Source organism: Corynebacterium mucifaciens, assembly GCF_012396315.1.
GTDB classification, from domain to species: domain Bacteria; phylum Actinomycetota; class Actinomycetes; order Mycobacteriales; family Mycobacteriaceae; genus Corynebacterium; species Corynebacterium mucifaciens.
The window spans coordinates 172,309-185,918 of the sequence record NZ_JAAXPF010000001.1; the positions used below are offsets into that span (position 1 = coordinate 172,309).

Below are 13,610 nucleotides of genomic sequence, written 5' to 3' on the forward strand. Positions count from 1 at the left end.
TTTCACGCAACGATCCCGGGCGGCTTCGCATCCTGCCATGTGTACATCGTTACATCTCAGGGGCGAGATGTGGAGGATCGGCCAGACTTGGATAGGGAGTGCCCGCATGGCAAACGAGCGGATTACAGAAGACTTAGTCGATGAAAAGCTCCGCAACCTCGGATATTACGAGGATGCAGAGAAGATCATCGTTGAGAAGCAGCAATCCGCCATTGAGCTGGTTCGCAAGTCTTTGTCGAAGGCGTCGAAAACTGGCGGCGGCGGTGGTGGTTTCCCGGAGTTCATCATCACTGCCCCCGACACCCCCGACATGATCGTGGTTATCGAGTGCAAGGCAGAGACACGTTGGCACGAGTCGGAAAATCGTGATCGCCCTAAAGACTTCGCGGTTGACGGTGTTCTGCACTACGCAAGTTTTCTGACACACAAATACACCGTGATCTCGATTGCAGTCTCGGGCACGCCTGCACATAGTGAATGGTCCTTCTTTGTCACCACCAAAGGAGAGAAGGAAGCACGCCCGCTTAAGGCCCCGAGCGGTGCAGCGATTACCGAACTTGTCAGCCTTGATGACCTCATTACCGCCGCATCGTTCGATCCTTCTGTTCAGGCAAAGCGAACAAAAGACCTCATTTCGTTCTCTCAGGAAATGCACGCTTTCATGAGGGATGAAGCGGAGCTAGAAGAGAAAGAGAAGCCTCTCGCCGTCGCGGGTAGCCTAATCGCGCTCAACGACCCTGTCTTTGCAAAGACCTACGAAGCATATGGTGCGAAAGACTTGCCCGACTTCTGGATGCAAACGATCCAGAAAGTCATCGGGTCTGCGCAAATCCCGTTCGCCAAGATAACGAACATGACCCAGCCGTTTACTGGCATCCAAGTGCACCCAGAGCTGGGTAAAGCTACCAAAGCCTATCCGCAGGGCTTGTTACACGAAATCGTGACCCTGCTTGCGGAGAAGGTGCTGCCCTTTATCACCGTTTATCACGACTTCGACGTTGTGGGAGCTTTCTACGGTGAGTTCCTGAAGTACACAGGCGGTGACGGCAAAGGGTTGGGGATTGTACTCACGCCGAAGCACATCACTGAGCTGTTTAGCCTGCTTGCCAACGTCGATAAGGACAGCATCGTGCTTGACACCTGCGCTGGTACTGGAGGCTTCCTAATCTCGGCAATGAACCAGATGGTCCGTACTGCGATCACGCAAGACGAGATTGAGTCGATCAAGAAAAACCAACTGATCGGCGTCGAACAAAACCCGAGCATGTACGCCCTAGCGGCTTCAAACATGATCCTGCGCGGTGACGGGAAGGCCAACCTCTACCAAGGGTCTTGTTTTGACACCGCCATCACCAAAGGCGTCAAGTCCCACAAAGCGACAGTTGGTTTGATTAACCCGCCTTACGCCAAAACTAAGGAAGACCTGCACGAGCTGCGATTCGTGGAACACATGCTTGATTGTCTCACTCCCGGGGCGATCGGTATTGCCATTGTCCCTATCTCGTGCGCAACTGCGCCTAGCATCCGCAAGCGCAGCCTCCTGAAGAACCACACACTGGAAGCAGTCATGTCAATGCCACCGGAAGTCTTTTACCCGGTTGGTGTCGTCACTTGTGTGATGGTGTTTACTGCACACATTCCACATGAAAGATCTGACCGGAAAAGCTGGTTTGGTTATTGGCGCGAAGACGGGTTCGTCAAAATTAAGAATCTCGGCCGCGTCGATCGAAATGGAACCTGGCCAGAGATACGCGACCACTGGGTTGAGATGTTCCGTAATCGAGAAGTCAAGCCTGGTGAATCTGTCATGCAAAAGGTGGATGCCGAGGATGAATGGGTCGCGGAAGCTTACATGGAAACGGACTACTCGACTCTTACCCAGTCGGACTTCGAGAAGGTCCTTCTCGACTACGCACTGTTCACCTTGCGCGGGGTCGATATCGAAGAAGGCGGGGACGCGTGACTCGCCAACCTTTAGGTGACCTATTTCATGTTGAGTACGGAAACAAACTCGACATGAACAAGATGACACCAACCGATCCACGGACAGGCATCGCATTTGTAGGACGAGTGGGTGGCCTGAACGGAAAATCAGGTGTCTCCGGGTACGTCGAGGCACTACCTGACCTGACCCCTTATCCCACAGGTTTAATCACAGTTGCCCTCGGAGGGTCGCGACTGCTGTCTTCCTATGTTCAGCAGCGCCCGTTCTATACAGCTCAGAACGTGGCAGTCCTTCGTCCAAAGCGAGACACCATGAGTCTCAACGAGCGTCTCTTCTACGCGATGTGTATTCGCAAGAACGCCTTTCGTTATAGCGCTTTCGGAAGGGAAGCAAACCGCACTCTAGCGACTATTGAGGTTCCCACCGAGATACCCGATTGGGTCGAAATTAGTGAGGTTCCGACTCATGAGGGGCTTCGGGCAGCTACAGGCGATCCCGTGGCTTTGACCGACCCCAGTGGCTGGTGCGATTTCCCGATAGAACAGCTATTTGAGATCAAGAAGGGTAAGCGAGTCACCAAAGCAAATAGGCAACCGGGAACAACACGTTTCATAGGTGCTTCGGACAGTAACAATGGGATTACCGATTGGAGCGCGCTTGAACCACTCTTCCCCGCAGGGACCATCACAGTTCCCTACAACGGATCGGTTGGTTATTCCTTCTACCAGGATCAACCGTACTTCGCCTCAGACGACATTCAGGTGTTAATCCCTAAACAAGAAGTGTCCTACTGGGCAATGCTGTTCATCTCAACCATGATTCGTCACGAGAAGGACCGATTCACGTATGGGTATAAGTGGAATTTGGCTCGAATGAGGAAGATGACACTTCGGTTGCCAGCTGCACCAACCGGGAAGCCTGACTGGGATTACATGGAAGGCTTTATGCAAGGATTACCGTTTTCTGCCGCGATCACTGGTGAGGTGGGTGTCTAACGCTCATCGGTTACGCCTACGTTCCAACCTCCAAGCAGAGACAGTAGCTCGACACTCAGCGTGACCTTCTTGTCCAGCGCACCCGTGAGGGCGTGGCGCACGCCCGCGCCCAGGGCAGGGTCGCCGGCCCCAAACCGAAGCTCGACCAAGAACAAGCCCAGATCGCCAAGGAGCTTATTGAGGGCGGCAAGTCCGTCAGTGCAGTAGCCAGGACATTCAACGTCTCCCGGCCGACGATCTATCGCGCTCTCAAGCGCATCGAAGCCGACGCTTAGACACAGGCTGCGTCGCTAGCGCTCGCACCCAGCGAGCGAGCATCAGGCTGCGCTAGCGACGCTCAGCACGCTTCAGGTGCGGTGGTGCCGTGGCAGGGCGCGACCGGCAGAGCCGGACCGAATACGGGATTGACCACGTACACCCCGTATTCGTGCAAAGGAGCACTGCCATGTCCACTCATTCCCACACGCTTGCATCCCACGGTGAGATCCTCGCGAACCTCCCCGGCATCCTCGGGTTTTACCCGAACAACTCGCTGATCCTCGCGTTCTTCGTCGACGACGAGGGCGTCGACACCGTCCGACTCGGCCCGGTCGCACGGTTCGACCTGGACGAAGCAGTGGAGAAGCTCACCGAGAGCCGCGAGCGGTTCGCAGCGTGGGTCGACCACCTGGAACTCGACGCTGTTATCGCGTACATGATCAGCGACGACATTGCGCAACCAGTCTTCGACGAAACCGCCACGTATCTCACGAGCGGGGCGGTGCACCTACCGCCGCTGCTTGGGGTGGTGCAGGTGCCCGAGATCGTCACCGGGGCTGCGTGGTGGTCTGTGTACCAGCATCCGCTCATCGACGAGCCTCGCCACGGTGTTGTCGGCGAGGTCGCCGCATCGGCGGCGCTTAAGCAGATGCTTGCGGACACCGGCGAGCTGCCGGAGCCGAGCAAGGACGACATTGAGGCACGGTTGAACAGCACCGACCACGGCATCGACGCTGCAGAGCACGCCGACATCATCGAAGATGCGCTGGCCTATATCCCGCCCATGTTCTCCGACATGCTGCAGCGTGAATACGAACAGGCGGCGGCAGGGATGACCCAGCCGAGCACTCGCGCTGTTCGGTCTGCGTTGAAATGCTTCACCACACCGCGCTTGCGAGACACGCTGCTTGCCGCACTGCTCGATGACCCGCAGGCGGGCCTTGCGTTCATAGAGAAGGTTATGCGTGCTGTCCCGACCAGCTGGCCAGGGATGCGCGCGCAGCTCACCGCCACTGTTGCCGTGCTTGCGCACGCCACAGGCCAGCCGGGGCTAGCTGGCGTGGCTGCGCAGCGAGCCACCGAGATCGGGCCAGACGAGAACTTCCCGTCGCTGGTCGCGAAGCTGACAGACATCGGCCAAGGCGAGAGGATGGTTGAACTCGTCCGCGAGGGCGCCGAGAAGACCCGCACGATCTTGTTCACCGAGTAGCACCACACACCCCGTTGCAGCGATGCAACGGGGTTTCTTTTTCTCGCGGGGCCGTGGCCTGCAGAGATGCACACCTAGCGGGGCGGGGGAGAACCCCCTAGACAGCAGAGCTGTCTCCAACAGACGGATTGACCATCAATCCGAACAAGGAGGCACCTGATGCGCGACTTCATCCACACCGACCTGGAACTGCTCTACCAGCTCGCCGACGGCATCGACGGCGAGGACGCCGATCCGGGCGCAGCACAAGAACTGCGCGACCTAGAGGCGGCAGGCACACCGCTGCCTTGGGCAGTGCTGTAACGACAGCTCAACCCCCGCAGCGGCAAAGCCGCTGCCTAAGTACCCAAATTGCACGGCAAATCACACCCACTCACGTAAGGAGAACCATCATGTCCAACCCCTTCAACAACGGCACCATCGTCGGCAACGCAGCTCGCGCACCCAAGCTGTTCGAGCACGCAAACGGCGGCGCGACGGTGAAGCTCAGCGTCTATGCGCGCAACACCTTCAAGAACAAGTCCACCGGCAAGGTGGAAAGCGAGATCGTGGAGCTGACCGGCTACGTCCAGGACGCCGCGAACCCCGGTGTGTTCGGCTGCATCGGCTCCGGCGATCGCGTTGCGGTGAGCTACTCGCTCAAGACCGACGTCTACACCGACAAGGACGGTGTGAAGCAGTACCCGCTGGTGGCGCGCATCGACACGGTGCAGCTGATCGATTCCAAGAAGGAGTCCGCTGCTCGCGCTGCCCGTCGCGGAGGCGAGGCGGCGACCGCCGCCCTGGCTGGCGCTGAGGGCGAAGAAGTACCGTTCTAACTACGAAACCCCGCAGGGAAACCTGCGGGGTTATTTTTTCAACCATTTCACACGCCAATTTGCTGCGAATCACTTGTGCAGTTTTACGGTGCAGTGGTGCGGTGCTTTTACTGGCGTTTCTGCTGCGCAACTCACTGCACTATGTAGTGTCTGTGACATTTCATTAACACGTAGGTTGCACTGTGTATTGGGCACCCATTTCATCGACACGTTTACTGCGCAATCAAATGCCCTGTCACTTTAATGACATGTGAATTGGGCAGTGAAGTGGTTTGTCATCCTATTGACACCTTTACTACGCAACAGAATGACAACGACATTCTGTCGGCCCTTCTACGGACATCTCTTCTGCGCAGCACATGCCCCGTCGTACACACCGACGTGCTGCGCACTATCTCCGCCACTCAACAGGCCAATTCACTGCGCAACGTAGTGACACCGGCCCCGCCTAGCCGAGATTTCTTCGATTTTCGCTGAATATCAGCCGTTTACCCGCCGCCAATGACCTACGACGCCGACGGCCCCCTGTTAGGCCCGCAGAAGGCCGTACAGGGCAGGGGAGAGCAGTGCTACAACTCCATACCGCCATCACGATCACGCTGCTGTTGCTGCTGGCGGCGCTTCTCGATGCGCTCGCGTGCACGCTGCTGCGCCCCGCCCTTCTTGCCTGAGGTCTGCGACTGCCTGAACAGCGTGTAACGCTCAAGCAACTCTGGGCTGCGATGCAGTTCTTGCACCAGGAACTTCTTATCCAAGTGCTCCAACTGTTGTCCTGACTTCACCGCTTCTTCGATGATGATGGCGGCTTCATCTTCGGCGTCCGTGTGCGCGTTGCGGCGGATCTGATCAGCCTCATCGCGGGCATCCTTGCGCGTTACTGCAGCGTCGCGTGTGGCCTCGTCGCGGATGCTCGTGGCCTCATCTCGTGCTTTGCTGCGGATCGTCTCGGCGTCGCGCTCAGCCTGCTTACGGGCCTCGTCGGTCTTGCGAGTGATCGTCTCTGCTTCGCTGCGAGCTGCGGCTGTAATATCGCCCGCCTTGGCCCGCGCAGTCTCTTCGGCTCGTTCGAGCAGCTCGTCTGCTTGCGCTTCGGCCAGGCCCAACTCCTGCTCAGCATCCTTGCGTGCTTCGCTGCGGATCTCTTCGGCTTCTTGCTCGGCCTTCTCGCGTGCTTCCTTGAGCACACGCTCGGCAACCTCGCGAGCCTGTGCTTCAGCATTCTCCTGTACGCGCTGGGCTGCTTCGCGGGCTTCTTGCGCCTGTTCAAGTTCCTTAGCAGCCTGCTCGCGGTCACGATCAATTGCGTCCATGTCGCGCTGCACGGATCGCTTCTTGACTTCCACATCATCCTCGCGCTTGGCGAGATCGCGCTCCCGGTCTTGTTGCTCGGTGTAGCGGTCGAGGTTGAGTGACTCGTCATGACGTTCGGAGACTTCTAGTTCCACCGGATAGCCGAGCGAGTGCATGTGTTCGCGCAGGCCCCGTTGCGCGTCGATGAACTTCTGGTTACCCGAGATCTGCTTGCCCTTCTTCGGGCCGGATGTGTACCGCACTGAGGTGTCAGTGTTGTACGCGATGCCGGGGCGGCAACGGAGCTTGTCGGGATCTTCGGGCTTCGGTGAGAACGTATCCGCCTGGAACTGGATGTGTGGCGTTGATTCGTCAAAGTTCATATCACCGCCAGCGACTGCGTCGATACCGCCGGGGATGAAGTTTTCTGCAAGCCAGCGCATTGACTCTTCGGGGTACTTCTTTGCTTCTTCGTAGTCGCGGGCGACATAGCGCGGACGTTTCACTTCGCGCCCGTCCCCCCTCACTGGTGTAGTAGTCGGGGATCTCCTTGCACATCGACTTCGGCAGATACACGACGAACAGCGACGTCTCGAAACTGTTCTTCTGCACGCGCACTCCGTCCATCCGAGGCGTCTACGGCCGCCACAGGGCCGTACAGCCGCTGCCACAAAGATGAACCAATCGAGTCGCGGCGCTATGTATCTGTGTCAGCAGCTGCCGCTGGATCTGCTGCGAGCGGGCGCTCGCGAAACACACGTCGCTGGCGGTGCTCATTACATGCGCTTGCGCGCATATGTCCGCCGCGAGCGTGATGCGTCTGCACCGATAGTGTGCTTGTGGCACGGGCCGATATGGAGTGTGTTACTCAGCCCGTGTCGTTGACCCCCGCAGCAGCATCAACACCGCCTTGTGGCGGATAGCTCGCTGCGGGATTTTCACCACCCTGCAATGACCGCCTGACGGCGGTGCCAGAGTGCAGGGTGTGGCTGTGCGCACCACGTAAACGATGTCGGTCTTGCCGTGCGGTTAGACACCTTTTGCTCGCAGGCTCGCTGCAGGTGTCTCGATGACGCGGGAAGACGCCGCAAGCGGCGTTTCCACCCGTCATCGGCCCTTACTTTAAGACCGACATACAACGGACGTAGCCACATGTGGTGCGCACAGCGAGGCGACCTGCAGGTTTTGCGTAGGCACCATGTGCGCTTCGCGCATCAACGGGCCGTTTCGGGTAAGGGTCGAAGACCACGTTACAACCCGAAACACGCAGGTCGCAGCCCCCTTCTGTGTCAAAACCCCTATATGTTTGTCGTTATAGGGGTAGAAGGGGGAAAAGGGCATAAGGGGGTGCGACGCCTCCGCTGCGCTCCGGCGCTCGGCATAGCCGAGGCACTGCACCGGGTATTACTGCTCGCTGGCGCTCGCATAACCCGGTGCCCGGCGCTGACGCGCCGCCCCTTACAGCCCCAGACTCAGACCTCGCTCGCTCGGTCTGGCTGGGTCTACCTTTCCCTCCGCTGCGCTCCGGTCAAGGTGCCCAATAGTGCAGCTGGCGCTGCACCTTGTGTGATGACCCATGCTTTACGTCACGACACTGCTGGCAATCCGATATATCCCGTCGATATGTATTCGGATATGCCAGCATCGATGTGTCGTGTTTGGGTCATCACGAAACGCTCCATCACGGCAAGCCTGCCGTGATGGATATTGGCGTATCTCACGACGCGGCAGTATGCGGCGTCCGCCGCATATCACTTGCCGTCGCGGTCACAACTTCAGCAGCACAGCTGCTGAAATCTGCTCTGTCCACGCTGCTGTCTTTGCTGCACCCACGGCCACAGCTACCGGCATATCTCGTCGCGCACGACACCATGCCTGCTGCGGCCGCGCATCACAGCAGCGCGACATACCGCCAGCCATGTGGCGGATGATCCAGGCGACGGGGCAGGTGCTTATATGCCCCGTCGCCGATACCGGCGCAAGCATCGTGACAGTGTCACGTGTAGCGGTGCCGCAGCCACCCGCACACACGCGAAAACCCCGCCCTTGCGAGCGGGGTGTGTGGCGACATCAAACGTGACGGCTGTACGTCGTCACGCCGCGTGGCCGTACACACATGAGGTGATTGCGTGTACGGCTAAAGGGTTAGTCGGGTACAACTTCTAGATGCCGCTTCGGCTTACTGCCCTCGGTGCTCTCAGGCGTGTCGCCGTCACCGTTCTCAGGTGTATCGCTGTCCCCTTCGGTGCTGGCGGACTTGTCACCGTCGAGATTCACCTCGAACTCTTCGGCATACTTGCGCAACTGCGCAAGGCGCTCCTTTGTCGCTTTGTGTGCACGGCGCGCCTCGTTCACGGTATCTTTTGCTTGCTGCTCATCGCGCAGCGCTGCTGCGTAATCGTCTCTGAAAGACATGGTTTGTTCTCCTTGGTTGAATGAACTGTTTATTTGGACTCGGGGCACGACGGTGGAGCGCGCGTGTGTAGTAGCACGGCCATCACCCATCAGCCCTCGCACTCAGTTCAAGACCCAGCCTGACTAGCTGAGCTAAGCGGCGGGATCTCGTCGTAGGCGGGTTTGTCCGCATTAGTGCTTCACACCGCCCAGCACCGTGACGAGCTGCTGGCGCTGCTCATCTGTCAGTTGGGGCGCTGCATTCACGACGGCATCGACGAAGCCGTCGAATAGCTGCGGGGCAGGGCGGCGTGCGGCCGCGAGGTAGGCGTCGAGATCGTCTTGGCGAATCCGATAGGCGGTGCCGAAACGGTGGAATGAAAGACGGCCCTCTTTAATAGCTTTTCGCAACGTGGACTCGGAGCCGACGCCGAGATCGGCGAGTTCCTGCAGCGTGTAAAAGCGTGGCGCGACGGCGGTAGTCGTGTCCTTTTCGGACATAGAAAAACGCTCCTGGGCAGATTGATCTGTCCCGGAGCGGGGTGCTTTACCGGCTTGCTATTCAGGCGGCTTGGAGTGCCGTGCTCAACTCGCTAGAACGGTGGTCTGCCGTCCCATCGCTTTACGGGAGCGCTTACTCCCTACCTGACCGCTTTTGTGGTTGGCAATGCCGTTGCCGACCGGTCTATCTCGTCGGAGGAACCGCGCCTATCACGGTCGAGAGGCTGTCTCTTTATGAATTATCCTCGGGGTTATCCCCCGTATGCGGCTGGCTAAACCAAAAACGAATTAAAACGCCACATACGGTCTGGGGGCCATCGTACGGAACTTATGCGTCGCGCACAATAGCCTGCGACCTAATCTTTACGAATCGAACCGAGCACGTTTCTACACGCCACGTGGCACGGCTGGGGTGTTGTGGTGGGGCAGCTGTTGTGTGGCGGCATGGTGACACGCAAGGGGCGCGCCTTTTTGTGACCTGTGACACGTCTATAGTGTGCTCGTTTCGTAGTTTTGACCTCGTTTCGTAATTTGCCGATCAAAATACGAAAAAATTACGAAACGCTCTACCTGCGGTTTCGTAGAACTACGAAAATCGGAAAACCAAATTACGAAACACGCGATAACGCTGTGACCTGCACAGACACGTCACATTTCGGGGATGTTTCGTAATTTTGCGGCATTTCGACCCAAACCTTTTAAGGGAGAGACACAGACACACATTACGGGCACATGTCTACGACATAGACCGTCCTCATTGAGGGCACGCTGCAGGGGTTGTAGCTATGTGACACGGCCGGGATGCTGCGTCACGGTGACACGCAAGGGGCGCGCCTTTTTATGACCTGTGACACGTCTGTAGCGCGCTCGTTTCGTAGTTTTGACCTCGTTTCGTAATTTGCCGATCAAAATACGAAAAAATTACGAAACGCTCTACCTGCGGTTTCGTGATTTCCGCAAACGAAAAGAACAAAACTACGAAACACGCGATAACGCTGTGACCTGCATAGACACGTCACATTTCGGCGGTGTTTCGTAATTTTGCGGTATTTCGACCCAAACCTTTTAAGAGAGAGACACAGACACGCATTGCAGGCACATGTCTACGACACAGGGCGTCCTCGTTGAGGGCACGCTGCAGGGGTTGCAGCTATGTGACACGGGACACAATCGCAATCAAGGTGTCTCTTCTTTTTTAGATTTTCTTCAAAAAGTGGAAAAATTACGAAACGAAAACCATTTACGCTGCTCAACGTATGTTTTTGTGTTTCGTAGTTTTGTTCTTTTCGTTTACGAGATTACGAAATGACCCGCAAATACCTACCGTGACCTGCGGTGATGTGTTTCGTATTTTTCTGCGTAATTTCACGTCGCCCGAAGCAGACACCCTGCCGTGTACTTGCTGCAGGGCTGCGGCCGTCCCTCCATGTGGAGCGTCAGTGTCGATGCTGTAACTTAAACGTACATACATTTGTGGCGCTCTCGTTACGTGTCTGTGCATTGCCGAGCTCTTTACTGTTGTGTGTGGGCGCGCAGCCGTAGTGTCCGTGCCACTCCGAGTAGGGCGCGTCGTACCCCAAACCCATGTTCAATTAAATTCCAATCCAGAGAGGTCTTGCACTGTTGCGGTGCGGTTGTCTTCTTTCTCACCGTATTGGACCCTGCGAAATTAATTGGATACGATAGGCCCATGTTGATTTCAGGTTCCGTTTTCATGCGGCCGCTCACCAGCCGCTAAGGCGGTTTTCTCCCTCCCGCAGGTTAGAAACCGCTCCGGTCCTTTAGCCGGGCGGCCATTTGCCATGCCCGGCTCCGTTTCAACTCCACGGAGCACACCTGATGTCTACATACGGATACGGCCGTCACGAACATGGCCAAAATTTTCTCACAGACCACAAGATCATCAACTCCATCGTCGATCTTGTAAAACAAACCTCCGGCCCCATCATTGAGATCGGGCCAGGAAGCGGTGCCCTCACTCACCCGATATCCCACTTGGGGAGGGCAATAACGGCAGTTGAGGTAGACGCAAAACTAGCTGCCAAACTCACAAAAAAGACCGCCTCGGCGTCGGTCGAAGTGGTCCATGATGATTTCCTCAACTTCCCGTTACCCGCCACTCCCTGCGTCATTGTGGGAAACATTCCCTTTCACCTCACCACTGCCATTCTTCGAAAGTTGTTGCATGCGCCGGCATGGACTGCCGCTGTACTCCTCATGCAGTGGGAAGTCGCTCGCCGCCGGGCCGGGGTAGGTGCAAGCACGATGATGACAGCTCAGTGGTCCCCATGGTTCACGTTTCACCTTGGTTCCCGAGTACCAAGGTCTGCTTTCCGGCCACAGCCAAACGTTGACGGGGGGATCTTAGTGATCCGCCGGGTGGGTGACCCGAAGATCCCGATAGAGCAACGCAAAGCCTTTCAGGCGATGGTGCACACCGTTTTCACCGCCCGGGGACGCGGGATAGGGGAAATTCTCCGAAGGGCAGGGTTGTTTTCATCACGTTCAGAGACACAATCATGGTTGCGCTCGCGAGGAATCGACCCCGCAACCCTACCTCCCAGATTGCACACCAGCGACTGGATCGATCTCTTCCAGGTGACTGGTTCCTCTTCACCGCGCCATCGGCCCATTTCACAATCGGGAAGTAGTCAACGCCCTCCTCAACGGAAAAATCGAGGCCGGCGGCGGTAATCCCCCCACCACCAAAACCGAAATCCACCAGTAGTAGTGAACGACCCATGTTCGTCTACCGTGAGCCGCGTTATGGCAGTGACGTGTTCTCGTCGGGCACAGTCATAGTTCCCGGCGTTGCCAGCGACAGGGTTCTACACCCAGCAGCGGGACCGATCAAAATCACCCGCACGGGGAACGACCCTGCTGGTGGTTTCGATTTTGATGAAAGCGAGGAGACATAGCCCCTCGCCAACTCCCCGTAGCTGGCGAACAGTAGCTCCTGGCGCTGGCGCTCGTTGGTGAGTTTGCGTGCCACATCGAAAGCCTTATCGACTTCCCGGTCCAAGTTGTTGTGGGCCTTGAGCAGAATTGGGTCCATCGATAACGGGTTGTAGTGCTCCGCGAGTGACCGCTGGGGGTGCCGCTCGCGTGCCCGCAGCACCAACTGTCCAGCGTCGATGATTCGCTGCTGCGCCTTCTCATCTAGTTCACACAGAGCTGGTCCGCAGTTGTAGCTCCCGATGTACTCCGAAAAACGGAAAAAATAGATAGTGGGGATACATCAACCTTCCACTTTCCATTCTTCCGGCTCAGAGTATTGAGGGGTCTGGGACCGGGTCCGTAAACCCTTTATGTTTTTCGCGCACAGCGGTTTTTAGCGACGCACCCTATAGGTTTTCCGCAGAACTTATATGTGTTTCTGTGCACCCCATATGTTGTCTGTTTTAGCGGTATTTCGTTGTTAATTCCGCACGCGCGCATCAAATGGTTATTTATCGACGACACTCCGTCGAGTTCAAATTTAACGTGTAACGCCGGGCGTTTATGACGCTTCTCCACCAGCTGCTCGCGCTGATATTCGCTCAGCGAACTTCGTGCTCTCAATGAAAACTGCTCCCCACTAGTCGGTAGCTGATTTCTCAGTCCAACTAATGGGGAGCAGTTCACCCAGGCTGGCGGGGTTTTTATTTGTGCTCATTGCTGGCCGCCGCCCAGGAGCCGAGCGAGACGGTGGATCTGCTGATCATTCAGCGGGGGAGCAGCGGCGGTGATGCGGCTCACGGCCGACTCGATATCCTCAAGTGTCGGCTGGTGGCCGGTGGGGCGTTTGAGGGCCTCGAGGTCAGCCCTCTCGATCTTGATGCGCCCACCGATTCTGCTGGCGCGCAGATACCCCTCGTAGATGTACTTGCGGAGGGTGGAGTAGCCGCCGAAACCTTCGGCCACCGCATCCTGCAGACTAAGAAGTGTTTTCTCGTCTTCTAGTGACGGTAAGGCGAATGCGCCCATGGAAACTCCCGGTAGCGTTTCTCCTTCCGTCAAGAAGGCGCTACCGGAGCCAATCGGCGCTCCGGCCCGGGGCCCATCCCCTCAGGCGTGTTCGGCGAGCCCGTTCCGTCGCGCGGGCCAGCGGCGACCATTGTTGCCAGACGTCCAATCCAATGACGCCCCAGGCAATTACTCCCATCATGCTGTAGATGAAGGATAGTCACACCAGCACAACGTGACGCCAGAATAACACG

General features: G+C 57.3%; 12 protein-coding genes. 7 read left to right on the forward strand and 5 right to left on the reverse strand.

The window, feature by feature from the left end:
• Positions 1–106 precede the first annotated feature (106 nt).
• From HF989_RS00900 to HF989_RS00925, 6 genes are all read left to right on the forward strand, one after another.
• Positions 107–1,963 (forward strand): HsdM family class I SAM-dependent methyltransferase, encoded by a 1,857-nt coding sequence (locus HF989_RS00900; protein WP_024058955.1) that lies wholly within the window; start codon positions 107–109, stop codon positions 1,961–1,963.
• The gene (locus HF989_RS00905) at positions 1,960–2,940 is read left to right on the forward strand and encodes a restriction endonuclease subunit S (protein WP_022865465.1); all 981 of its coding nucleotides are present in this window, start codon (positions 1,960–1,962) and stop codon (positions 2,938–2,940) included. The genes HF989_RS00900 and HF989_RS00905 overlap by 4 nt, the downstream gene beginning before the upstream one ends.
• A 92-nt stretch (positions 2,941–3,032) precedes the next feature.
• The gene (locus HF989_RS10715; protein WP_022865466.1) at positions 3,033–3,215 is read left to right on the forward strand and encodes a helix-turn-helix domain-containing protein; all 183 of its coding nucleotides are present in this window, start codon (positions 3,033–3,035) and stop codon (positions 3,213–3,215) included.
• A 170-nt stretch (positions 3,216–3,385) separates the two neighbouring features.
• The gene (locus HF989_RS00915; protein ID WP_168683493.1) at positions 3,386–4,408 is read left to right on the forward strand and encodes a DUF4192 domain-containing protein; all 1,023 of its coding nucleotides are present in this window, start codon (positions 3,386–3,388) and stop codon (positions 4,406–4,408) included.
• 159 nt (positions 4,409–4,567) lie between these two features.
• Positions 4,568–4,711: a hypothetical protein gene (locus HF989_RS00920; protein WP_005291046.1), complete on the forward strand. Its 144-nt coding sequence runs from the start codon at positions 4,568–4,570 to the stop codon at positions 4,709–4,711.
• 89 nt (positions 4,712–4,800) lie between these two features.
• A complete protein-coding gene (locus HF989_RS00925) occupies positions 4,801–5,226 on the forward strand; it encodes a single-stranded DNA-binding protein (protein ID WP_016456430.1) in 426 nt (141 codons plus the stop codon).
• A 569-nt stretch (positions 5,227–5,795) separates the two neighbouring features.
• Here HF989_RS00925 and HF989_RS00930 read toward each other — a convergent pair.
• The 3 genes from HF989_RS00930 to HF989_RS00940 all read right to left on the reverse strand — a co-directional run bounded on the left by HF989_RS00930 (position 5,796) and on the right by HF989_RS00940 (position 9,411).
• The gene (locus tag HF989_RS00930) at positions 5,796–7,022 is read right to left on the reverse strand and encodes a coiled-coil domain-containing protein (RefSeq protein ID WP_210728882.1); all 1,227 of its coding nucleotides are present in this window, start codon (positions 7,020–7,022) and stop codon (positions 5,796–5,798) included.
• 1,639 nt (positions 7,023–8,661) lie between these two features.
• Positions 8,662–8,931, reverse strand: coding sequence for a hypothetical protein (locus HF989_RS00935; RefSeq protein ID WP_049181627.1), 270 nt, complete (start codon positions 8,929–8,931; stop codon positions 8,662–8,664).
• Positions 8,932–9,102: 171 nt separating this feature from the next.
• A complete protein-coding gene (locus tag HF989_RS00940) occupies positions 9,103–9,411 on the reverse strand; it encodes a helix-turn-helix domain-containing protein (RefSeq protein ID WP_024058948.1) in 309 nt (102 codons plus the stop codon).
• 1,839 nt (positions 9,412–11,250) lie between these two features.
• Here HF989_RS00940 and erm point away from each other — a divergent pair.
• Positions 11,251–12,105, forward strand: a complete 855-nt coding sequence (erm, locus tag HF989_RS00945) for a 23S ribosomal RNA methyltransferase Erm (RefSeq protein ID WP_016456425.1) — start codon at positions 11,251–11,253, stop codon at positions 12,103–12,105.
• Between the two features lie 70 nt (positions 12,106–12,175).
• Here erm and HF989_RS10720 read toward each other — a convergent pair whose 3' ends face one another.
• On the reverse strand, positions 12,176–12,529 hold the full coding sequence (locus HF989_RS10720) for a type IIL restriction-modification enzyme MmeI (RefSeq protein WP_016423158.1): 354 nt from the start codon (positions 12,527–12,529) through the stop codon (positions 12,176–12,178).
• 533 nt (positions 12,530–13,062) lie between these two features.
• A complete protein-coding gene (locus HF989_RS00955) occupies positions 13,063–13,314 on the reverse strand; it encodes a helix-turn-helix domain-containing protein (protein ID WP_246233726.1) in 252 nt (83 codons plus the stop codon).
• Positions 13,315–13,610 lie beyond the last annotated feature (296 nt).